Here is a 22,405-nt window from a genome sequence, read left to right as displayed (position 1 = left end):
TTCGCCGGCGATCACACCGTCCAGAAATAGCGCACGATGTGGAAGAAGATCGGCGCGGCGAAGACCAGGCTGTCGGTCCGGTCGAGCATGCCGCCATGGCCCTCGATCAGGTGGCCCCAGTCCTTGACCCCCTGGTCGCGCTTGATGGCCGAGGCGACGAGCCCGCCGAGGAAGCCCATCGTGCAGGCGACGAACGCGACGGCCGAAGCCTGCAGCGGCGAGAACGGTGTGATGAAGGAGAGCAGCGCGCCGAGCAGGCTCGACGCGACCAGCCCGCCGATCAGGCCCTCCCAGGTCTTCGACGGCGAGACGTTGGGTGAGAAGCGGTGTTTTCCAAACAGCTTGCCGAAAATGTACTGCAGCACGTCGCTGCCCTGCACGACGATGATCAGGAAGGCGATGAGCAGGAGATTGCGGCCCTCGAAGCCCGGCACGTTGAGCGTCAGCAGGGCAGGGACATGGCTGACGCAGTAGACCGAGATCATAATCGCCCATTGCTGCGCCGACACGCGCTCCAGGAAGCGCCCGGTATCGCCATGCAGCGCCGTGATCGCCGGCATCAGCAGGAAGCAGTAGACCGGGATGAAGATGACGAACAGGCCGTACCAGGCCGTCCACACCAGCCAGTACTGGAACGGAATGACGATGCCGAACATGCCGAGCAGCACCCAATGGTCGCTGCGGCGGCTATGCGTCAGCGTCACGAATTCGCGCAGCGCCGCGAACGAGATCAGTGCGAACAGGATGGTCATGCCGTAGCGGCCGAAGAAGAAGGCGACCGTCATCAGCGCCACCATCACCCACCAGGCGTTGATGCGCTGCGTGAGGTTGACGAGCGTCGCGCTCAGCGGCTTCGGCGCGCGCGCCGACAACATGGCGGCGGTGGCGCTGGCGGTGGTCAGCACCACGAAGAGTCCGACAATGAGAATGCTGATTTCGTGGCGCATCAATCGTCTCGGTCGGGGCGCGGATTGAGCGCCAGAAGTGCTGCGCGGGCGCGCTCGAGGAAGGCGCGGCGTTCCTCGCCCGGCGCCACCGCCACCGGCGCGCCGAAGACGACGCGGCAAAGCAGCGGCACCGGCAGGAACTGGCCCTTGGGCAGCACGCGCGACATGTTCTCGATCCAGCACGGGATCAATTCGACATCGGGCCGCGCCATCGACAGGTTGTAGAGCCCTGAGCGGAACGGCAGCAGCTCGTCGCTCATGTTGCGCGTGCCTTCCGGGAAGATGATCAGCGAATGGCCCTGGTCGAGGACCGAGAGCATAACGGAGATCGGGTTCTCTTCCGGGCTCGTCCATTGCCGGCTGATCAGCACGGAGGACAGCATGTCCTCGGCAATGAAGCGGCGCAGCCGCGACTTTCCCCAATATTCGGCGGCGGCCACCGCGTGCGTTATCGCGCGCTCCTTCTCGCTGAGGCATGCCGACAAAAGGATGAAATCGCCATGGCTGGTATGGTTGGCGAAATAGATGCGCTGCCGGTCGGACGGCTGGCTGCCGCTCCAGATCGGGCGCACGCCGGTCACGGCCCATGCCAGCGCCGACAGGCCGACGGAAGTGACCGTCTGCAGCAGGGTGAAGGTCCGGAGCGCAAGCCTGCTCATCTGGGCATCCAGAACCCTGCTGCGAGGAACGCGGCGACGAAGATCGCGAAGGCGAAGCGCTGCCGGGCGAGCAGGCGGCGCGTTCCGGCGATGCGGTCGTCGAGCGGGCGCGAAGCGGAAGAGGCGGGCTTCAGCTGCATGCGCGCCAGGATATCGTCGACCGCGGCGCCGCCGGAAAGCTCGTCGGGGTGCGTCGCCATCAGCCGGAACAGCAGCGCGTCGAAGACGAGAAGTGCCGAAAGCCCCAGCACCACGACGGCGCTCGCCGCCGCGACCAGAAGCGCCAGGACCGCGATCGGCGCCTGGAACGCGCCGCGCGCCGAAGCGACCAGAGGCGCGACGCTGTCGCCGGCGATGACGATGGCGGCCGGCCACGCCGCCTGCTTGATCAGCATGGCGGCGAAGGCGGTTGTCCGTTGCTGATAGGCTTCGTCCCTCATGGCGGCTCATCCAGTCCGGCCTGGAGATGCACCGGTCGGCCGGAGGCGGCGAGCTGCTTGCGCGCCTGCGCCGGCGTATGCGAGCGGCCGGTGGCGACCAGCCATCGGGCGACGACGGTGGCGCTGCGCTGGAAGCCGAGCGCGCAGCAGACCAGCACCGTGCCTTGCCGGCGTGCCGGCTCGATCGCCGCCACCGCCCGGTCGAGCATGTCCGCCGGCGGCGGCAGGAGATCGAGCATGCCGAAGCTTTGCCAACGGCCTGTCACGCCGCGCGGCCGTTCCAGCTCGGCGGCAAGGTCGATCACCGCGGCGAAGCCGTTGGCCTCACCGGCAACGGGAAAACGCCCAAGGAAGACGCCGTCGGCAACCGCCACGACCGGCGGCAGCTTGTGCGTCCATACCCACACGTTGACCCAGGCGCCCAACCGGTAAGGCCAAAGCAGGATGCGGCTTGCCAGCGACACATGGCCGTCCGCCGTCTTCTGGAACACTTTCGCGCCGGCTCCGGCATAGGCGAAGGCGACGATGGCCAGCGCCAGAGCCGGCCACAAAAGGACGAGCGCGACGGCGGAAATGGCGGTGCCGATCGCAGTGCCCGCGAGCGCGAGGGCGGCACCCAGCGCGTAGCACAGCGAAAGCCGCCGCGCCTTGCCGTCGGTGGTCAGGTTGAAATCGGCGAAGGGCAACTCGCCCTGGGCCGGAAAGAGCCACAGCGCGAAGAAGCCGAGCAGCGCGCCGGTCGGGATGTCGATGAAATGGTGCTGCCAAGTCGTCAGCACCGAGGCGCCGATCAGCAAGCACCAGCCGTGCCACAGCATCGAAAGCGGGCCGGCAAGGCGCAGGCGCCAGTGATCCCAGATGATCGCCAAAAGCGCGATGTGCAGCGACGGCGCCTGGTTGAACGGCTTGTCGAAGCCGCCGAGCACGGCAAACAGGAAGCCCGGCAGGCCGCTCGTCGCCGGCCGCACGAAAGTGGCGGTGAGCGGAAACAGGACGAAGCAGGCGACGGCCACGATCTGCGCGGTGAGATAGCGACCGGCCAGGCGGTCGACGCTGCGCCGGCTGTCGTTGAGCAGGAGCGACAGTCCGTAGAACAGGTTGATCGACCAGTAGGGCACGATGGTCCAGGCGACGAACGGAACATGGTGCTCCCAGGAGAACACGATGCTGCCGACATGGTCGCGCGTCGAGGCCAGCCAGTTGGCGAAGCCGTACGTCGAATAGAAGAACGGCGCGAGCAAGGCGAGCCAAAGCCCGGCCCCGATCACGATCCGCCCATAGGGCTCGGCGGCTGGGCTGGTTGAAAGCGGCGGGGTCTCGACACCGGTCGGCATGCGTCGGTGGTCCTAGAGCATGATGCCGAAAAGTGTGAAGCGGCTTCCGGACGACATAGTGCTCTGTCTCTTGATCTAAACACGCCTTGCCAGCGAGACGGTGAAGATGCCCCATTGGTCGATCCGCTGGTCGAGCTTTTCGAAACCGGCCGCTTCGACCAGCTGGTCCATCTCGCCTTGCGTTCGACGCCGCATCACCCAGGCCTGTCCGCCGCGATGCGAGGTCAGGCTGCGCGCGATCATCTCGAGCTGCGGGTGCCAGGGTTGGTTCGTATAGAGGAGCAGGCTGCCGGGTTGCATGGCGCGGGCAAGGCCGCCAAGCGAGCGGGCGATTAGGGCATTGTCGGAGAAGAGCTCGTAGAGCCCGGAGACGATGGCGAGATCCGGCGCCGGATCCAGCGCGACGAGCCCATCGCCGTCGAAGGCGTCGGCGCGTTGGAACGACACGCTCGCCGGGAATTGGCGTTCGGCGATCAGCTTGCGTCCGAGCTCGACATTGAGGTCGGAATAGTCCCGCAGGCGCACGCTGGTCGGTTGCTCCGGGCTTTTGGCGATCGCATCGAGAACATAGCGGCCGTGGCCGGCCGCGATGTCCAGGATGTTGGTGGATCGTCCCGCGGCCTTAAGCGTTGCCAGCGCCGAGCCGATCAGCTCCTCGATGTTGGCCTTGCGCTGGCGGATGCCGCGCCAGCCGATGGCGTCCAGAAATGTCCGGTCGACCATGCGTCCGATCGGCCCGAGACCGCGCGGCTCGTTCTCATAGACATAGTCCAGCGTCGAACCGGAATCGAAGCCGTTACCGACGCCGATCTTCATGCCTTGCGAGAACCAGCCGCCGATGCGGATGAAGGCGCGGCTCATCGCCCAGTAGAGGCCCTTGGGCGACAGGAGATCGAGCGGCGAGGCGAGCCGGTCGGCCTCGTCGCGCGTGTAGCCGGCGATATCCGCCTGCTTGAGGTCGACGGCCTCTGCCGGCGCCGCGAATCGCGCTTCGAGGAACGGTCGGATCAGGTCGAGGGCTTCGGCGCGGTCGCGCTCGCCCAGCGTGTCGTGGAAGAAGCCCGGCAGAACGTGCCGCTCCTTGATGCGGCTGCCGAGGTTGACGAAGAACTCGTGCTGGGGGCCATGCCGCACCACCCAGTCGCTGCCCGACAGGAGAAGCTGCGTCGGCACGGTGATGGCGCGCGCATCGGCAACGATGCGCGCCGCATGCTGGTAGAGCTCGACGAGGATGTTCGACGCGATCGGCCTCGTGATCAGGGGATCGTTTTCGAAGGAGGCGATGCGCGCCGGGTCATGGGTCAGCAGCTTCGCCTTGACGTAGGAATTGACGAAGAAGCGCCCCTTGATCTTCTGCCAGAGCGCGATGCCTTCCTTGGCGAAGGGCACGTAGAGCTTGACCGAGAAGGCCGGCGAGGCCAGCACCATGGCGCGAAGTTTCGGCGCATAGTCGTGCACCCAAGCGGCCGCAAGCACCGCGCCGAAGGACTGCGCGATCAGCGCGATGTCCTGCGTGCCAAAGCCGTCCCTGGCGGCGACCTCGCGCATGAAACAGTCCATATCGCGCACCAGCGCCGCGAAAGACGGCGCATAGCCGCGTTCGCCGGTGGAGCGGCCGTTGCCGCGCGCGTCCCAGGCATAGAAGGCGTAATCGGGCGTGCCGAGTTCGTCGACCAGATGCGCCATGCGGCCGCCATGCTCGTGGCCGCGATGGAAGAGCACGATGGCGCCCTTGGCCTCGGCGGACACCGCCGGCCAGAAACGGTAGAAGATCTCCGTGCCGTCATGGCTGCGGAACGTGCGTTCCTGCGCCTGCCGGGCAAGGTTTTGCGCCGGTACGGTGGCGATCTGTTCGTGAAGCATGGCGTTTCCCCCGGGCGGCATGGCTCGATGCTCAGCCGGCGCTGCCAATAAGACCGGCGCGTATCCGGTTTATGGCGGTCAGCAGCGAAAGCGTAGCCATGGCCGGAAACACAAAAGGCGCGATTGCGGCCGGCCAAAGCCCGGCGGCGGCGAGCACGGCCACCACGCCGAGCGCCAGCGCCCTGTCGCTTTTGCCGAACGGCCCGGCATAGTTTCGCCCGACCCCGGCGGCGATGCCGAGCACGCCTGCGAATTCGGAGAGCGCCGCCGCCACGGCAAAGGCGACGACGCCCCAGGCGCCGAATTGCGGAAAGGCGGCAAAGGGCAGGATCAGCGCGAGGTCGGAGACGACATCGCAGATTTCGTTGAGGTACATGCCGAGGATAGAGGCCTGGCCGTGTTCCCGCGCGAGCATGCCGTCGATGGCGTTGAGCGCCATGCGAACGAAAAGCACGACAGGGATGAGGAAGAGCGGCGCGCGCCAATCGGGCAAGGCCGCGATCGCCGTACCGGCCGCCACGGAGAGGACGGCTGCCAGTATGGTGATGCCATTGGCCGTCACGCCGATTGCAGCCAACTTGCCGACCAGCGGCCGCAGCCTGTCCTGGAAGGCTGGCTTCAGCACATAGAGCGTCGGCATTGCGTTGATCCCCCGATCCACGCCAACATCTGTATCATGAACATGCCGAACGACGCCAGCGCACGGCGAAAACACAGTGAATTTTCAGTCGGTTGACGCCCGGCTATGAAGGCGTCGCCGCAAGCCGTCGCCGCAACCAGTATTGCAGCTTGATCAGGTGCCGCGTCGGTGAGCGCTCAACGCGCCGCACGTCGATCAGCGTGACGCCGCCACCGTCCGACAGCGTGTGCAGGCCCGTGTCGAAGCCGTCGAGCCACTCCTCCGGCGACAGCCGCTTGACGATGCCGGCCGAGAATTCCTCCGGCGTCAGGCGCTCGATGCGCAACAGGTTGATGGCGGTGCCGTAGCCCGCCTCGCAATCCTGCGTCGGGAAATGGAGCTGGCCCTCATGCTCGAAGGCCGAGCCGGCAGGCCGCGACGATGCGCGGCCGGTGCGTACCGGATTTTGCGGGTGCTTGCGCCATGGGCCGGTCAGGCTGTCGGCGAAGGCGGCGTGCAGCTCTCGCGTGTCTTGGCCGTCGGGACCATGCAGCGCATAGAGCATCCACCAGCGCTGCTGGTGGCGCAAGATCGTCGCATCGACCGCCGGCTCGTCAAGCAGCACCGCAACCGGCTGCCATGCCTTCGGAAATTCGGTCGCCTTGTAAAGCGTCAGCCGCCCGCTCTGGTAAGCCTCCGGCAGCATGAAGATGTCTTCGCCCTGCCGGATCAGGAATGGATAGGAGAGGTGGAACCGCTCCTTCAGGGCCGCGCCGCGCTCCAGAAGCGTCCAGTCCCGGTCGTAGCTGTAGTAATGGATCTCGCCGCGTTTCACCCGGTAGTCATAGGCCTCGACCATCACCGTGAAACGGTCGCCATGGAAAAGGCCGAACGGGTCGGCGACGAAGCGGAACGATCCCTGCGGCGGCAGCCAGACGACACGGCTCTTGTCGAGACCGTGCGGGGCAAGAGCATTTCCGATCGATTCGGGCACAATGCCCACTTGCCAGATGTCGACCATGGATTCGCCCCCTCGCGCCGGCGCATCTACGCAGCAAACTGTATCGCCCGCAAACCGTGTGTATGGACCGGCGATTTCCATTCGCCAATTCTTTTGGCCTAAGTCGAGCATGTCATGCTGACGTAATCCTGGCCAGATAGTGCTGCCCTTGACTGGGGAAAGAACAAAGCATTATGTGAAGACCGGGTTTAGGTGCTGGGTTGCTCCCAGTATAAGCAAGATGGGGGTGCTCGATTGCGGTGAATGCGCAATCGAGAGGTGGGGTTGTACGGAAATTGGTGTGGGTGTGCTCGGTGCTGTCCATGACAGCACTGTCGAGCAGCGTTTGTCGCAGGCATATGTCATAATCGCTTATGGGAACGGACTTGGCTATCACTATAGCGCGATTTTTGCAGGTCTGCTGATCAGCGCCTACAAGGGTGATGCCAGTCCGATCGTGATCTATACCGATCGCCCTGAGCTGTTCCGAAACTATCCGTTCCAGATCGTGCCGATCTTGCCGCAGCAGATCAGCGATTGGTCGCTCGAAGGCCGTTACTGGTTCCGCATCAAGAACCGCGTCATGCATGACGTGCTGGGCCGCGGCTTCGAGCGCGTGCTCTACATCGACAGCGATATCGCTTTCACCGGCAATCCCGATATCGACATCGGCCGCGTCACGCCGGGGAGGGCGGTTCTGTTCCGCAGCGAAGGGCGGGCGAACAGGTCGCCGAAATCGCACTACCGGGGCCTTGCCGGCCTGCCGAAAGACCTGTTCGCGGACGACGATCTCGTCCTGTCGCCAAGCGCGCCGCTTTGGAGCTCGGCGGTAATGGGGCTGCACCGGAACATGCGGGCAAGTGTCGAGTGCGCCGACCGCGTCATCCGCGGACTGTTCGGGAAGGTCGACACGCATACGCTGGAACAGTTCGCCCTCGGCGTGGCGCTGGCCAAGGATCATCAGGTGGTGCGATCCTACGGCAGCTTCAGCATCTTCTCGACTTCCAGGACAAGAGCCTTTGCGCGCCGCAGGATATTCGAGTTCTTCCAGCGCAATCGCGCTGCGCCGCTCGATGTGCAGATGGCCGAGGCGAAGCGCCTGAGCCTGCGGCAGCCACTCGGCACAAGGGTGATCGGCAGGCTGTTGGAGCTCAAGGCCGGACCCGACCCGGACTTCGCCACGCTTTCCTGACAGCATTTCTTCGCCGACCGGTAACCATGAACGCATCGCATGGCTGCCATGCGATTTGCCGGCATCTGGAACAATGCATTTTGCTTGAATAGTAAGCACGCTTATTATATATGCCGCTCATGGTTTCAGACGGCATCGACAGATTGGGATTTTTGATCCACGACGTGCAGCGTCTCATGCGCAAGCGCTTCGAGGCGCGCGCCAGTGGATTGGGCCTCTCCTCGGCGCAATGGCGGCTTCTCGTCCGCGTCGCCAAGGAGGCGGGCGTGGCGCAGGCGCGGCTTGCCGAACTGCTCGAGATCGAGCCGATCAGCGTCTCGCGCCTGGTCGACAGGATGGAGGAGGGCGGCTGGATCGAGCGCCGCCAGGACGCCACCGACCGCCGCGTTCGCATGATCTTCCCGACCGAGAAGGCAAACGCGGCCTATGCCGACGTCAAGAGCCTCGCCGGCGAGGTCTATGAGGAATCGCTCACCGGCGTGTCGCCGGAAGACCGCCGCATCCTGATCCGGGTGCTCGACACGATCGTGCAGAATCTGACGGACGGTGAAACGTCGTCCCTGGAAAAGATGAAGAATAAGGAAGGCGCAGCAGCATGAACGCGGCAGCCAAGATAGAAGACAACGTCACCAAGCTTGAGATGGAGGCGCAGCCGGCCGGCAAGGCGTCGGCGGAGCCGATCGGCAAGGCGTCGGCGGAGCCGATTGCCGAAGCCCCGGCGCAACCGGCGCCCGCCCCGGTTTCGGTGGCACCCGCGCCGCAGCCGACGCCGGCGCCGAGGAAGAAGCGCCGTACGGGCCGCTTCCTGCTGATGGTCGCGCTGCCGCTCGCGCTGCTCGCCGGCGGCGCTTATGTCTGGGTGACGGGCGGGCGCTACCAGGAAACAGAGAACGCCAACCTGCAGCAGGCCAGGATCTCGATCGCCTCGGATACGGCCGGCCGCATCGTTAAGGTCGGCATTGCCGACAACCAGACGGTCAAGGCGGGCGATCTTCTCTTCGTCATCGACCCCGAGCCCTACAGGATTGCGCTGGCCCAGGCGGACGCGGCGGTGGCCGCCGCGCGCCTCAATGTCGAGCAGCTGCGCGCCGCCTACAGCCAGGCCATGGCGCAGGAGAAGTCGGCGAGCAGCGAAGTGGATTACGCACAGTCGCAATATGACCGCGCCGCCGATCTCGCCCAGAAGGGCATCAATGCCAAGTCGGCGCTGGATGAGGCCCGCAACGACCTCGACAAGGCCAAGCAGCAGCTGGCGGTCGCCGAGCAGGGCATCGTCAGCGCCAAGGCGGCGCTCGGCGGCAACCCGGACATCGAGACCGACAAGCATCCGACCGTGATGTCGGCGATCGCCGCGCGCGACAAGGCCGCCTACGACCTCGCGCAGACCACGGTGAAGGCGCCCGCCGACGGCGTCGTCTACCAGGCCTCGTCCTTCAAGGTCGGCCAGTATGTCGCCGTCGGCACGCCGCTGTTCGCGCTGGTCGAGACCGGCGACACCTGGATCGACGCCAATTTCAAGGAGACCCAGCTCACCCATATGAAGCCGGGCCAGAAGGCGGAGATCGTGGTCGACACCTATCCGGGCCGGACCTTCGAGGCGACCGTCAAGGCGATCGGCGCCGGCACCGGCGCCGAGTTCTCGCTGCTGCCCGCCCAGAACGCCACCGGCAACTGGGTCAAGGTCACCCAGCGCATCCCCGTGCGCCTGGAATTGATCGACCCCGACGCCAAGATGGCGCTGCGCACCGGCATGAGCGCGACGGTCACCGTCGATACAGGTGTGGCGCGCGGCCTGCCGTCGATCTTCGGCCACGCCACGGCCGGCGAGCAGGCGCAATAGCGACCTGGAGACAGGGAGTTGGAGCAGGGAATTGGTATGATGGGAGAAGTGGGAAAGCTAAGCGTTTGAGACGAGCCGCTTCGCGGCTCGATCCAGGCTGAAGCTTTCGACACGGACCCGTCGGTCCTCAGGTTTCCGGGCGGCAGGCATCCGCTCGAACAGAGACTTTCGGTCGATGTAACCCCCACATCGATCCTCGCGTCCCACCGCGATGAGGGTCTCTCAACGGAAGGCCTTGCCGCCCGGAAACCTAAAGCAATTCCAGGAAAAGTGTGTAGCGGTTTTCCGTCCGGAATTGCGTAGAAACAAATAGCTACACGTTTTTGTTACCTGCTGGAAGTTCGCCATCATGAGCACGCCCGAACCCTTCAAGGAAGTGCCGCATCGCGGCCTGATCACGGTCGCGCTGATGCTGGCGACGATCATGCAGGCGCTCGACACCACGATCGCCAATGTCGCGCTGCCGACCATGACCGGCGATCTCGGCGCCTCGCCCGACAATATCAACTGGGTGCTGACCTCCTACATCGTCGCCGCCGCGATCATGACGCCGGTCACCGGCTGGCTCGCCGACCGCCTCGGCCGCAAGGAGCTGTTCCTGGCCTCCGTCGTCGGCTTCACCATCTTCTCCATGGCCTGCGGCATGGCCTGGAGCCTCGAGACGATGGTGCTCTTTCGCCTGCTGCAGGGCGTGTTCGGCGCGGCGATCGTGCCTCTGTCGCAGACCTTCCTGCTCGACATCAATCCCAGGGAGCGCCATGGCCAGGCGATGGCCATCTGGGGCGCCGGCATCATGCTGGGGCCGATCCTCGGGCCGACGCTCGGCGGCTGGCTGACCGAGAATTTCAACTGGCGCTGGGTCTTCTTCATCAACCTGCCGGTCGGTATCCTCGCCTTCCTCGGCATGGCAGCCTATCTGCCTGCCGTCGCCAAGCGCGTGCGCAACTTCGATTTCTTCGGCTTCGCCATGATCTCGCTCGGCGTCGGCGCGCTGCAGCTGCTGCTCGACCGCGGCGGCGAGGTCGACTGGTTCTCTTCCACCGAGATCTGGGTCGAGCTCGGCCTGTCGATCACCGGCTTCTGGGTGTTCATCATCCACACCGTGACGTCGGAGCATCCCTTCATCGACCCAAAAATCTTCCTCGACCGCAATTTCGTGACCGGGCTGGGCTTCATCTTCGTCATGGGTGTGCTGATCCTGGCCTCGATGTCGCTGCTGCCGCCGATGCTTGCCAACATCTTCGGCTACCCGACTGTGACCATCGGCGTCGTGCTGGGGCCGCGCGGCATCGGCACGATGATCTCGATGCTGGTCGTCGGCCGCATCATGCATCGGATCGACGCGCGTATCCTGGTCGCCATCGGCTTCCTGCTCACCGCGCAGTCGCTCTACACCATGGCGAGCTTCACGCCGCAGATGGACAACTGGCTGATCATCTCGTCCGGCGTCATACAGGGCCTCGGCATGGGCATGGTGTTCGTGCCGCTGTCGGCGGTGGCCTTCGCCACGCTCGACGCGCGCTATCGCACCGATGCCACCTCGCTGTTCAGCCTGGTGCGCAATCTGGGTTCCTCGATCGGCGTGTCGGTGGTTGCGGCGCTGATGGTGCAGAACACGCAGATCAACCACAGCGAGCTCGGAGCCTTCATCAACCCCTACAACCCCAATCTGTGGGCTGCCTCGCCGGCCGCCGCGGGCGGCGATCCCTCAGCGCTTTCGCAGGTCGACAGGCTGGTGAACGTCCAGGCGATGATGATCTCCTACATCAACGACTTCAAAATCCTGATGGTGATGACGCTGATCGCCGTTCCGTTCGTGATCCTGCTGCGCAAGCCGAAGGCCGCGCCGGCCGGCGGCGCGCCGGCAGCGCATATGGATTGATTTTCATCGCTTCGGCTCCGCGACGCTGGGTCGACTGCGTAGTCTCCCCCCTTGAGGGGGAGATGTCGCCGAAGGCGACAGAGGGGTTCGCCGCGCATAGAACGCCAACCTCCATCTGCACAAGCAAGCCGAGCCCAGTCGGACCGACCCCCTCTGGCCTGCCGGCCATATCCCCCTCAAGGAGGGAGATTATGCAATCGGTCAGAGGGCGCGAAGGAACGCCCCTCTCTCCGCTATCTACCCAGCACCAGCGCCCAGTAGCGCAGGCCGGGGTCGCGGCCGTCGCGCACATAGGCGAGCCCGAACCGGCTGAAGTCCGGATCGAGCATGTTGCGACGGTGGCCGTCCGAATGCATCCAGATGTCGAACAGCTTCTGCAGGTCGAAGCGGCCCTCGGCGATGTTCTCGCCCGCCGCGCCGTGTACGCCGTTGTCCTTCATGCGCGAGGCGAAATCCTTGCCCCAGCCGGTGGTGTGGCTCATGCGGGCGCGCGAGGCCATGTAGCCGGCCTGCTGGAGTGCGGCCTGTTCGAGCTGCGCATCCGGAACCAGCGCCGGCAGTCCGGCCGATGTGCGGATCGTGCTCAAGGTGGTGATAGCGGAGGACGACACGCCGGCGCCTTCGCCGGTCGGCAGCGAGACGCTGGTGCAGGCGGCAATGGCGGTGAGCGCCGCAAGGCCGGCGGCCTTGAGTCCAATGGCTTTGAGCAATGCGCGTCTGTCGAGATTGCGGAAATCGGTGGTCAGGCTGGTCATGCGGCCTCTGATACGGGCGATCATGGCTTTTGCCGGGCAGGCGTTGAAAATCGCGTTATGCGGCGACATTCCCCGGAAGATCGGCTATGATCGCCGCGTTCCAATGCATGTCGCGCAAAAGTGTGCAGCGGTTTTGCGGAAACGACATGCATAAAAACAAAGGCTTTAGTGGCAGCCACGGGCGGCCACCCAGGCGGTGACCGCCCCCGAGCAATACGGAGGACGGTAATGGCCGGTTTTCATGTCATGGCGGACGCGCGAGGGATGCATGTGCAGCCCACGGTGCGCCACATCACCACGTCTGATCTGTGGGATGCGTTGCGGCTCGGCGCCGAGGATTTCTGGGCCAAGCCTTCGCACTATGTGTTCCTATGCCTGATCTATCCGATCGTCGGCCTGATCCTGACGCAGTGGTCGTCGGGCTCCAACGCCATTCAGCTCGTCTATCCGCTGATGTCCGGCTTCGCGCTGATCGGACCCTTCGCGGCGATCGGCCTCTATGAGATCAGCCGCCGGCGCGAACTCGGCATGAGCAGCCGCTGGCACCATGCGCTGGACGTGCGTCATTCGCCGGCGCTGCCCTCGATCGCGGTGATCGGCGTCCTGCTTTTCGCGCTGTTCCTTCTGTGGCTGTTCACCGCGCAATCGCTCTACACCAGCCTGTTCGGCGCCGAGCCGCCGGCTTCGGTCGGCACCTTCCTGCGCGACGTGCTGACGACCGGCAAGGGCTGGACGCTGATCCTGCTCGGCAATGCGGCAGGCTTCATCTTCGCGGTCGTCGTGCTGGCCACCACCGTGATTGCCTTCCCGCTGCTGCTCGACCGCGATGTCGGCGCCGTCTCGGCGATCGAAACCTCGGCGCGCGCGGTAATAGTCAATCCGCTGCAGATGGCGCTCTGGGGCCTGACGGTCGCCGTGCTTCTGGTGATCGGCTCGATCCCGCTGTTTGCGGGGCTCGCCGTCGTCATGCCGATCCTCGGCCACGCGACCTGGCACCTCTACCGCAAGGTGGTCGAGCCGGAGCAGATCCGGCCGGTTCGCCGGCCGATGTAGGTTAACGCTGCGCTTCGGTCGCCATCTTCAAGGCGAGAGCGGTCAGCACCGTGCCCATCATCCAGCGCTGGACGACCAGCCAGAACGGCCGTCCGGCGAGGAAGGCGGCGATCGAGCCGGCGGTCACCGCGATGACGGCGTTGACGGTGAGGCTGATCGAGATCTGCGTCACGCCCAGCACCAGAAGCTGCGACAGCACATGGCCCTTGGCAGGGTTGATGAACTGCGGCAGCAGCGAGAGATAGAGCACCGCCACTTTCGGGTTGAGCAGGTTGGTCATCAGCCCCATGACGAACAGCTTGCGCGGCCTGTCCTTCGGCAGCTCGCGCACCTGGAACGGCGAGCGGCCGCCGGGCCTCAGCGCCTGCCAGGCGAGCCACAAAAGGTAAAGCGCGCCGGCGATGCGCAGCGCGTCATAGGCGAAAGGCACGGCGAAAATCAGCGCCGTGATGCCGAGAGCGGCCGACACGACGTAGAACAGGAAGCCCAGCGCCACGCCGCCCAGCGAGATCAGCCCCGCCTTCGGCCCTTGCGACAGCGAGCGCGAGATCAGGTAGATCATGTTCGGCCCAGGCGTGAGCACCATGCCGAGGCAGATCAGCGCGAAAGTGAGATGATTGGCGGCGTCGGGCACAGGCGTCTCCTGGAAAGCGCGCCTGAGATGTGCCCTGCCTCGCGGAACGGCACAAGGGCTTCAAGGCGCCGGCTGTTGCGCCAGCCATTATCCATCTATGGAAAAAGTAATTCAGGCAGCGTTCCTTCGCGCCCCCCTCTGTCCTGCCGGCCTTTCAAATGTCGCTAGGAATTCCCGTCAGCCAACCACCCGCAGGTTCGACAACTCGTTGGCGATTTCCTTGAAATTGTCGGACAGCGTCGCTCCCGTCGCGTTCCAGAACAGTTTTGCCGGCTTGCTGGGATCGGTCGGATCCTTGCGGAAGCGCGAGTCGGACGAGCAGGTCTTCAGCGCGTCCATCGCCTTCTTGTCGCCGGCGTCGGCCGAGGACATGTCGAGCGCAACCGTCATCACCATGATGTTGGCCGCCTTGGCGTTGTCGCAGAGCTTGGCCATCTGCTCGTTGAGCGCGTTGGTGTAGTTGCCGGACGAATAGTTGAACTGGCCGATGGCGCTCGACGTGCCGCCGAACAGGCGGGTCACGAAGGTGCCGTTGTAGCCGACACCGGTATAGCCGTAGGCCGCATAGGTCGACTTGTTGCCGGCGGGGTCGGAGCTCACCGTCGAATAGGTGTTCTCGCCGTCGGTCAGCACGATGACCACCTTGTCGTTGCCGCGTTCGCTCTCCGGCCGTCCCTCGGTGAAGGGCGGGCTGCTGGAGACGGTGCGCCAGCCCCAGGCCATGCCTTCCGGAACATTGGTGTTGCCGTTGGGAACCATCAGGTCGATCGCCGCCTTGATGGCGGCCAGCCCATCCGCATTGGTGACGTCGGTGAGCGGCGTGATCGGCGTGGTGGTGCAGCTGTAGTTCGGGCCTGCGCCCTTGCTCAGCACCGGCGCATTCATCGGCCGAGGCTGGAAATACTTGGCCATGTTGGACTGCCGGGTCTTGCCGGTGGTGCTCGACGGGTCGTCGTTCCACCAGCTGTTGGCCGCGCCATAGGTCACCGGCTTCGGCTCGTCCGGATCCTGGGTCACGTACCAGTGGTTGCCGGGCTCGTCCGGGGCGAACATCGGCACGAACATCGTCGCGGGGTCGCCGACGCCGACCCCCGTGTTGTTCGGTCCGCCGGAGGCCGGCGTGTCGTCGACATTGTAAGGGTAGGGCCGCACCTCGACGCAGCCCTGCCAGCTGGCAAATGGGCCGTAGGTGTCGTTATAGTCGTACTCGTCGTGGCTGTCCGAGCAGGTATGATTGGAGCGGTACCTGTCGCAGACGACCCGCTTGCTGCCGGCGATGCGTTCGTGGCTGGTGACCACCTTCATGTCGCGGTAGAGCTCGAAGCGGGTCAGGATCTGGCCTTCCTCCGTGCCCCAGCCGGTGCCCTTCTTGTACCAGATGCCGTTGATCTTCTGGGCATATTTGTCGGGCGCGCTGAGCGTCGACCAGTCGAAATTCTCGTTCGCGACCGGCGACAGGCCGTAAGTATCCATCCACGCGGCGTTGTCGTTCCGCGGTCCGACATTGACCGAGGCGGCGAACGGCACGAGGCTGAACTGGACGGGCTTGTCGATCTGCTTGATCTGCGCCGCCTGCTGCGCCAGCGTGTCGACGAGCTGCTTGGCGGCCTGCTTGAGCAGGTCGATGCGCTTCTGCCCGGTGCCGGTGCCGGCCGTCGACATCGAGCCCGAATTGTCGAGCACCATCGCCACTTCCAGCGTGTTCTTCAGCCGCACCTGAGAGCACGGCGCGACCGTGATCGGCTTGTTCGCGTCACCTTCGGACGCGCCGTTGAGCAGAGCCGCCACCGGGTGGAAATAGGGATGGTAGTTCAGCGTCGCGCACAAGGTCACCAGGCCGCCCCCGGCTTGGCTGCTGGGCAGCGTGACCTCAAGCGAGATGTTGGCGGGGTCGATATTGTTGAGGTTGGCGTTGAAGAAGTCGACCGCATAGGCCTTGATCTGGTCGTCGGTGGCGCCTTCCGCCAACCGCCTCGCGGCGGCAAAGTTGGCCGCGTCGAGCGCGTTCAGCACCATCTGCTTTTGGCGGTTGAGCTCCGTGTAATCGACGCCCATTGCCACGGCCCCCATCAGGGGCACCATGGCGATGGCCGTCATCAGGGCATAGTTGCCGCGCCGGTCGAGGCAAAATCGACGCCAGAATTCGCGCATCTCGGGTAAGCGGCGCCTCATTCTTGATCAGCCGACGATGCGCAGGTTCGACAATTCGTTGCCGATTTCCTTGAAGTCATCCGACAGCGTGGCGCCGGTTGAATTCCAGAACAGCTTCTTCGGCGTCTTGCCGGTCGGGTCGGCGGGATCCAAAGCGTGGCGCGAGTTCGACGAGCAGGTCTTCAAGGCAGCCATCTGCGCAGCCTCCGTCGCCTTGCTGGAATCGAGGTCGAGCGCGATGGTCATCACGATGACGCCGGCCGTCTTGGCGTTGTCGCAGAGCGTTGCGAAATGTTCGTTCATGGCCTTGGTATAGTTGGCGTTCGAATAATCGGTCTTGCTGACATTGGTGGTGCCGAGGAACATGCGGCCATCGCCATAGGTCGTGTGGTACGGCTTCACATAACCGAGGGCTGAATAGGTAGATTCTGCGCTGGCCAGGTTGTTGGCTCTGAGCGAGTTTGGTGTGTAATAGGTGTTGGCGCCGTCCGTCAGGACAATCAGCACCTTGTCGTTGCCCTTTTCACTTTCGGGCCTGCCTTCGGTAAACGGAGCCGTGCTGGAAAGGGTCCTCCAGCCCCAGGCCATGCCTTCCGGCACGTTGGTGGCGCCGTTGGCGGCCATGGCGTCGATAGCTGTCTTGATGGACGTGGCGCCCGCCGAGACCGATACATCGGTGAGAGGCGTGATTGCAGTGGTGCTGCAGCTTGTATTCGGCCCTGCGTCCATGCCGTAGGCAGGCGTGATGGCGCTGCCTGGCGTGAAATATTTCGGCATATAACGCTGCCGCTCGGCATCCGTACCTGCCCATACATCGGCATGCCAATTGGCGTAGGCGGGGCGCCAAGAGCTGTCGATGTTGTCGGTTTCGTCTGGAGCGAACATCGGCACGAACAATGTTGCCGGGGTCGCCGTGGACGCAGGGGTGTCCTCGATGTTGTAGGGGTACGGGCGGGATTCCACGCAGCCGCCCCAACTCGCAATGCTGGCATAGGTTGCCGGTGTGGTGGTGGTCGTGCAAACCTTGTTGTTGCCTTTGCCGGTACACGTTGTCGTGGAGGTCGTCGTTGCCACACGCTGCATCTGCTTGTAGAGCGAGGTGCGCGTCAGTGGCGCATCCTTCTGGGTCGCGTCCCAGCCACTCCCGCGTGCATACCAAGCATCCCCGACCTTCTCCGCATATTTGCTCGATCCCCATGGCGACTTCGCCTGGCTCATCGTCGTCCAGTCGAAGTTTTCGTGATGGATGGGCGAGATGCCGTCCTTGTCCATCCAGGCCGCCTTTTCATTCGCCGGCCCGACATTGACCGAGGCGGCGAACGGAACGAGGCTGAACTGGACAGGCCTGGTAACCTGCGTCATCAGTTGCGACTGGCCGGCCAACTGATCCACCAACTGCTTGGCGGCGCTTTTCAGCAGATCGAACCGCACCTGATTCGAGCCGTGGCCGAGCTCGGTCATCGATCCGGAATTGTCGAGCACCAGCGCCACTTCCAGCGTGTTCTTGAGCTTCACCTCTGATTTCGCCGAGAAGTTGATGGTGGTGTCGCTGGCCTTCCCTCCGAGCAGCGCGGCGGCGACCGGCAGAAAATAGGGCTGGTATTTCATGGTGGCCTGCATGACCAGCGTGCCGCTGCCGGTATTGTCCTTGGGCAATGTGACCGTCAACGTCGTGTTGGACGGCAGCACGTGTGCGAGATTGGCCTCGAAGAACTGCTTGGCGTAAGCCACTGCATCGGCGTCGCTGGCTCCGGCGACGATCTGCTGCGCCGTGGCAAGACCGGCCGCGTCCAGCGCGTTCAGCGTCTCCTGCCTCTCTCGGATCAACTCCGTGTAGTCGATGGCAAGCGCCACGCCGCCCATCAGCGGTATCATCGTGATGACCGTCATCAGGGCATAGTTGCCCCGTTTGTCGCATAGAAATCTGCGGATCATTGCGCTCAGCCCCCGCCAAGGATCCATGTTGATATGCGACCAAGGTCGCAGTTGACCTACTACCATGGTCACAAATCGTTAAATTTCAGCTTGCGCGAAACAATCAAGAACGCACGGCGTTTTTTGCGACGCATTAACCCTGTGCTTCCGAAGGCGATATCGTGGCTCGCCGCGCCGGCGATGGGGAAAGCGGGTGACAGGATGAAGCGCTTCGGCTATGCGGGACCGGCCGTGGCGGCCTCTGAACCAAAGGATGGCTTTCGCGGCTTTGCCCGAGATCAGGGATCAGGATAACGCATGGCGGATTCGCCCGACATCATCGCTTCGCTCGCCGACCTGGCGGGAAACTACGCAGCCATCCTGTGCGACGTATGGGGCGTGGTGCACAATGGCGAATGGCACTTTCCCGTCGCCGCGGAGGCGCTGGCGCGGGCGCGCGCGACAAAGGTCCCGGTGGTGCTGATCACCAACTCGCCGCGCCGCAGCGCCGACGTCATCGCGCAGATGAATGCGATCGGCGTTCCGGCTGAAGCCTATGACCGCGTCGTCACGTCCGGCGACGTGACCCGCGACCTGATCGCCGAGGGGCCGAGGAAGATCTTCCACATCGGTCCGGAGCGCGATTTCACCCTCTATGACGGCCTGGACGTCGAGGTTGTCGAGGAGTTCGAGGCTTCCGGCATCGTCTGCACCGGGCTCTATGACGACGAGGTGGAGAAGCCGGCCGACTATGCCGAGCTGCTGCAGCGGCTGCGTGCCCGCAACCTGCCGTTCATCTGCGCCAATCCCGACATACTGGTGGAGCGCGGCGAGCGCACCATCTGGTGCGCCGGCGCGCTCGCCCGCGACTACGCGCAGCTCGGCGGCCGCACGCTGATCGCCGGCAAGCCTTTCGCGCCGATCTACAACGTCGCCATGAAGGAAGTCGCCGGCCTGCTCGGCCACGCTGTCGAGCGTACGGCGGTGCTCGCCATCGGCGACGGCATGATGACCGACGTCAAGGGCGCCGCCGACAACGGCTTCGACGTGCTCTATGTCTCGGGCGGCATTCATGCCCGCGACTATGGCGACCCGCTGCGGCCCGATCCCGAAAGGCTCGCAGGCTTCCTCGCGACGCACGGCTATCGGCCGGTCGCCGTCATTCCGCGGCTGCAATAGGCGGGAAGCCGGGTCATGACGGGTGCCCCCACATCACGCAGGTCGACATGACGCAAGCTTTCGAACGCATTTCGGCGGTCGCGCCGCTCCCCGCGCATCTGCGCGGCGGCGTCGTGGCGATCGGCAATTTCGACGGCGTCCACCGCGGTCACCTCTCGGTGCTGGAGCGGGCGCTGGCCGAAGCCAACCGCCGTGGCGTGCCGGCTCTTGTGCTCACTTTCGAGCCGCACCCGCGCAAGGTGTTCAGGCCGGACGTGCCGCTTTTCGTGCTGACGCCGCCGCCGATGAAGGCACGGCTCCTGGCCAAGCTCGGCTTCGCCGCCTTGGTCGAGCAGCCGTTCACGCGCGACTTCGCCGCGCTCTCGGCCGAGGCGTTCGTGACCGACGTGCTGCAGGACAAGCTCGGCATCTCCCATGCCGTCACCGGCTTCGACTTCCATTTCGGCAAGGACCGCCAGGGCGGTCCGGCCTTCCTGATGGCGGCCGGCGAGCGCCACGGCTTCGGCGTCACGCTGGTCGACGCCTTCCGCGACGAGGGCGCCGAGGTGGTCTCGTCGAGCCGCATCCGCGCCCTGCTTTGCGAAGGCAATGTGGAGGAGGCCGCCGGCCTGCTCGGCTATCGCTTCACCGTCGAGAGCGAGGTGATCGGCGGCCAGCAGCTCGGCCGCATGCTCGGCTTTCCGACCGCCAATATGAGGCTGTCGCCGGAAGCCACGTTGAGGGAAGGCATTTACGCCGTCCGCTTCCGCCACGCCGACGGCACGCTGCATGACGGCGTCGCCAGCTTCGGCCGCCGCCCGACCGTCGACGACAACGGCGCGCCGCTGCTCGAAACCTATGTCTTCGATTTCTCCGGCGATCTCTACGGCGAGACCTGCGAGGTGTCGTTCTTCGGCTATCTGCGCCCTGAGTTGAAGTTCGATGGGCTCGATGCGCTGGTGGTGCAGATGAAGCGGGACGAGGCCGAGGCGAGGGCGCTGCTCGCCGGCGTGCGCCCGCTGTCGGATCTGGACGCGGCGATCTGTTTTTGACCTCTGGAGCGCATCGAACGCAAAGCGGCTCGTTAACGCGGCAGCGCCCTGACCAGCAGATTGCTAACCTTGGAGATTGGCGAAAACGCCCGTCGCTTCGTCATCCTCGGGCGAAGCAAGGAGCGAAGCGACGCGGCGCAGACCCGAGGATCCATTCCGTGACTTCAAAACTTTGCTTCGGTGCAGAATTCTGCTCCGCAGCATTCGTCGGCTGAGGTTACGGCATGGATCCCAGGGTCTTCGCGACGGAGCTTCGCTCCTGCTTCGCCCTGGGATGACGACGTTGGAATGCCTCGGCTAAACTGCGAAGGCCGAGCCCCTACCTCTTCAACGCCAGCCCGATGGCAATGAAGCTCCAGCCCTGGAAGATCAGGTCGATGGCCAGGAACATGCCGAGCACCCACAGGCTGTTGACCGGCCAGCCCATGGCGATGATCAGGCCAAGCAGGATGGTGATGACGGCGGCCGCGAACAGCCATCCCCAACCTTGCTCCGGCCGGTGATTGTAGGCGACCCAGGCCCTCAGCGCCCCGGAAGCGACGAGCGCGACGGCGAGCAGCAGGGTGAGCACCGCCGAGGCAAGCAACGGATTGTCGAAGGCGAAGAAGCCGGCAATGGCGTAGAGCAGACCGCTCGCCAGCCAATAGAAGAAGCGTCCCCAGGTCTTGACGCCGAAAGCATGGATGATCTCGATGGCGCCGGCCATCAGCATCAGCCAGCCGACGACATAGACCGAAGCGACCGTGGCGATGAAGAGATTGCCGAAGGCGATGCCGCCGAAAATCAACAGCAGCACGCCGAGCGCCACGAACCATCCCCATTTGTCGCGCGTCCGGCCGATCGCGTCTCCCAGGGTATTGCCTTGCAAGCTCATGGCTTCGTCTCCCTCCAGAGTTCGCCGCGCATCCTGCGGGTGAGGCAAGGTAGTCCCAATGGCCTTGCCCGTCCAGCGAGCGCCAATGCCGCCACCTGTCGAAAACGGCTCCGGGGTCGCCGCCTCTGTTACGGATTTTAAGTCAAATTTTACCGAACTCGCGCCATGGCTTCTGCACTGCCGGGTGTTCCTGCCGGCCCGTTTCGCGTAAGGGGTGACGATGCGTATTGTCGGGACGATTCCGCTGGTTCTCGCCTCTGGCCTGATGGCAGTCTCCGCAGCCCAGGCGGGCGAGGGGAGCTGGATTTCTGGCGACTGGTACCTGACGCTCGGCGCCACCGGCCTCGTCGCCCCGAATTTCGAGGGCGGCAAGAAGTATATGCTGAGCGCCCAGCCGATCATCTCGCTCGGCAAGGCCGGTCCCGAGGCGCGCTTCACCTCGCGCAACGACAACATCTCGCTGGCGCTGATCGACGACGGCAGTGTGCGCGCCGGCCTCACCGGCAAGTTCCTGTTCCATCGCACCAGCAAGGACGAGCTCCAGGGCCTCGACCCGGTGCGCTTCGGCGGTGAGGTGGGCGGCTTCTTCGAATTCTATCCCCTGGACTGGCTGCGCGCCCGCGCCGAGTTGCGGCATGGCATCCGCGCCCATGACGGCTTCGTCGCCGACATCGCGGCGGACGCCTTTTACGACGTCACGCCCACCGTCCGCATCTCCGGCGGCCCGCGTGTGTCCTTCGCTTCGTCCGGCTATTTCGACGCCTATTACGGCGTCAATGCCAAGGAAGCGGCGGCGTCGGGCCTCAGCGAATACCATCCGGGCGGCGGGCTGAAGTCGACCGGTCTCGGCGGCGCGATCACCTGGAAGGTGACCGAGCCGATGACGGCGAGCGTCTTCACCGAATATTCGCGCCTGGTGGGGCCGGCCGCCGATTCCAGCCTGGTCAAGGAGCGCGGCGACCGCAACCAGTGGACCGTCGGCGTCTCGACCACTTATCGCTTCAATTTCTCGATGTAGGGTGGCCCCAGCAGTTCAGG

20 protein-coding genes are annotated in these 22,405 nt (G+C 64.7%); 8 read left to right on the top strand and 12 right to left on the bottom strand.

The genetic code is table 11. From position 1 onward, the window contains the following. Positions 1 to 11 precede the first annotated feature (11 nt). The 7 genes from QAZ47_RS23280 to QAZ47_RS23250 form a co-directional block, all read right to left on the bottom strand. Entirely contained in the window at positions 12 to 947 is a 936-nt protein-coding gene (locus tag QAZ47_RS23280) for a phosphatidate cytidylyltransferase (RefSeq protein ID WP_278230884.1), read from the bottom strand. Next, on the bottom strand, positions 947 to 1,606 hold the full coding sequence (locus tag QAZ47_RS23275) for a lysophospholipid acyltransferase family protein (protein WP_278203115.1): 660 nt from the start codon (positions 1,604 to 1,606) through the stop codon (positions 947 to 949). Before QAZ47_RS23275 ends, QAZ47_RS23280 begins: the two co-directional genes overlap by 1 nt. Next, positions 1,603 to 2,046, bottom strand: coding sequence for a hypothetical protein (locus QAZ47_RS23270; RefSeq protein WP_278230883.1), 444 nt, complete (start codon positions 2,044 to 2,046; stop codon positions 1,603 to 1,605). The genes QAZ47_RS23275 and QAZ47_RS23270 overlap by 4 nt, the downstream gene beginning before the upstream one ends. Then, complete coding sequence (locus tag QAZ47_RS23265; protein ID WP_278230882.1) at positions 2,043 to 3,380, bottom strand: phosphatase PAP2/dual specificity phosphatase family protein; 1,338 nt, start codon at positions 3,378 to 3,380, stop codon at positions 2,043 to 2,045. Before QAZ47_RS23265 ends, QAZ47_RS23270 begins: the two co-directional genes overlap by 4 nt. A 75-nt stretch (positions 3,381 to 3,455) precedes the next feature. Then, positions 3,456 to 5,243 (bottom strand): bifunctional alpha/beta hydrolase/class I SAM-dependent methyltransferase, encoded by a 1,788-nt coding sequence (locus tag QAZ47_RS23260; protein ID WP_278230881.1) that lies wholly within the window; start codon positions 5,241 to 5,243, stop codon positions 3,456 to 3,458. 31 nt (positions 5,244 to 5,274) lie between these two features. Beyond that, positions 5,275 to 5,883, bottom strand: a complete 609-nt coding sequence (locus tag QAZ47_RS23255) for a CDP-alcohol phosphatidyltransferase family protein (protein ID WP_278230880.1) — start codon at positions 5,881 to 5,883, stop codon at positions 5,275 to 5,277. Between the two features lie 103 nt (positions 5,884 to 5,986). Next, a complete protein-coding gene (locus QAZ47_RS23250) occupies positions 5,987 to 6,883 on the bottom strand; it encodes a glycosyl hydrolase family 43 (protein WP_278230879.1) in 897 nt (298 codons plus the stop codon). A gap of 280 nt (positions 6,884 to 7,163) precedes the next feature. On the opposite strand from QAZ47_RS23250, the gene QAZ47_RS23245 reads away from it, so the two are divergent. The 4 genes from QAZ47_RS23245 (at position 7,164) to QAZ47_RS23230 (ending at position 11,776) form a co-directional block, all read left to right on the top strand. After that, on the top strand, positions 7,164 to 8,054 hold the full coding sequence (locus QAZ47_RS23245) for a hypothetical protein (RefSeq protein ID WP_278230878.1): 891 nt from the start codon (positions 7,164 to 7,166) through the stop codon (positions 8,052 to 8,054). A gap of 119 nt (positions 8,055 to 8,173) precedes the next feature. Further along, entirely contained in the window at positions 8,174 to 8,653 is a 480-nt protein-coding gene (locus QAZ47_RS23240; protein WP_278233856.1) for a MarR family transcriptional regulator, read from the top strand. Then, positions 8,650 to 9,894, top strand: coding sequence for an HlyD family secretion protein (locus QAZ47_RS23235; RefSeq protein ID WP_278230877.1), 1,245 nt, complete (start codon positions 8,650 to 8,652; stop codon positions 9,892 to 9,894). Before QAZ47_RS23240 ends, QAZ47_RS23235 begins: the two co-directional genes overlap by 4 nt. A 349-nt stretch (positions 9,895 to 10,243) precedes the next feature. After that, positions 10,244 to 11,776 carry a DHA2 family efflux MFS transporter permease subunit gene (locus QAZ47_RS23230; RefSeq protein ID WP_278230876.1) on the top strand — a complete coding sequence of 511 codons (1,533 nt, stop codon included), beginning with the start codon at positions 10,244 to 10,246 and terminating at the stop codon, positions 11,774 to 11,776. Positions 11,777 to 12,009: 233 nt separating this feature from the next. Here QAZ47_RS23230 and QAZ47_RS23225 read toward each other — a convergent pair whose 3' ends face one another. Further along, positions 12,010 to 12,555 (bottom strand): CAP domain-containing protein, encoded by a 546-nt coding sequence (locus tag QAZ47_RS23225; RefSeq protein WP_278230874.1) that lies wholly within the window; start codon positions 12,553 to 12,555, stop codon positions 12,010 to 12,012. A 204-nt stretch (positions 12,556 to 12,759) separates the two neighbouring features. Here QAZ47_RS23225 and QAZ47_RS23220 point away from each other — a divergent pair, with 204 nt between their 5' ends. Continuing rightward, on the top strand, positions 12,760 to 13,584 hold the full coding sequence (locus QAZ47_RS23220; protein ID WP_278230873.1) for a DUF2189 domain-containing protein: 825 nt from the start codon (positions 12,760 to 12,762) through the stop codon (positions 13,582 to 13,584). Position 13,585: 1 nt separating this feature from the next. On the opposite strand, the gene QAZ47_RS23215 is transcribed toward QAZ47_RS23220, so the two are convergent. From QAZ47_RS23215 to QAZ47_RS23205, 3 genes are all read right to left on the bottom strand, one after another. After that, positions 13,586 to 14,218 (bottom strand): LysE family translocator, encoded by a 633-nt coding sequence (locus QAZ47_RS23215; RefSeq protein ID WP_278230872.1) that lies wholly within the window; start codon positions 14,216 to 14,218, stop codon positions 13,586 to 13,588. A 177-nt stretch (positions 14,219 to 14,395) separates the two neighbouring features. Continuing rightward, the gene (locus QAZ47_RS23210) at positions 14,396 to 16,369 is read right to left on the bottom strand and encodes a pilus assembly protein (RefSeq protein WP_278233855.1); all 1,974 of its coding nucleotides are present in this window, start codon (positions 16,367 to 16,369) and stop codon (positions 14,396 to 14,398) included. A 27-nt stretch (positions 16,370 to 16,396) separates the two neighbouring features. Next, on the bottom strand, positions 16,397 to 18,304 hold the full coding sequence (locus QAZ47_RS23205; protein ID WP_278230871.1) for a TadE/TadG family type IV pilus assembly protein: 1,908 nt from the start codon (positions 18,302 to 18,304) through the stop codon (positions 16,397 to 16,399). 297 nt (positions 18,305 to 18,601) lie between these two features. Between QAZ47_RS23205 and QAZ47_RS23200 the strand changes: the two genes are divergently transcribed. Further along, positions 18,602 to 19,462, top strand: coding sequence for a TIGR01459 family HAD-type hydrolase (locus tag QAZ47_RS23200; RefSeq protein ID WP_278230870.1), 861 nt, complete (start codon positions 18,602 to 18,604; stop codon positions 19,460 to 19,462). A gap of 47 nt (positions 19,463 to 19,509) precedes the next feature. Next, positions 19,510 to 20,493: a bifunctional riboflavin kinase/FAD synthetase gene (locus QAZ47_RS23195; RefSeq protein ID WP_278230869.1), complete on the top strand. Its 984-nt coding sequence runs from the start codon at positions 19,510 to 19,512 to the stop codon at positions 20,491 to 20,493. 319 nt (positions 20,494 to 20,812) lie between these two features. Here the strand turns inward: QAZ47_RS23195 and QAZ47_RS23190 are convergent, their stop codons facing one another. Continuing rightward, complete coding sequence (locus QAZ47_RS23190) at positions 20,813 to 21,367, bottom strand: HdeD family acid-resistance protein (RefSeq protein ID WP_278230868.1); 555 nt, start codon at positions 21,365 to 21,367, stop codon at positions 20,813 to 20,815. A gap of 220 nt (positions 21,368 to 21,587) precedes the next feature. Here QAZ47_RS23190 and QAZ47_RS23185 point away from each other — a divergent pair, with 220 nt between their 5' ends. After that, positions 21,588 to 22,385 carry a MipA/OmpV family protein gene (locus QAZ47_RS23185; RefSeq protein ID WP_278230867.1) on the top strand — a complete coding sequence of 266 codons (798 nt, stop codon included), beginning with the start codon at positions 21,588 to 21,590 and terminating at the stop codon, positions 22,383 to 22,385. The last annotated feature ends 20 nt before the right edge of the window (positions 22,386 to 22,405 follow it).

The sequence above is a fragment of the Mesorhizobium sp. WSM4904 genome, from assembly GCF_029674545.1.
In the GTDB taxonomy this organism is placed as follows: domain Bacteria; phylum Pseudomonadota; class Alphaproteobacteria; order Rhizobiales; family Rhizobiaceae; genus Mesorhizobium.
Note: the sequence above shows the minus strand (reverse complement) of the source record. Positions and strands in the feature narration are given on the sequence as shown.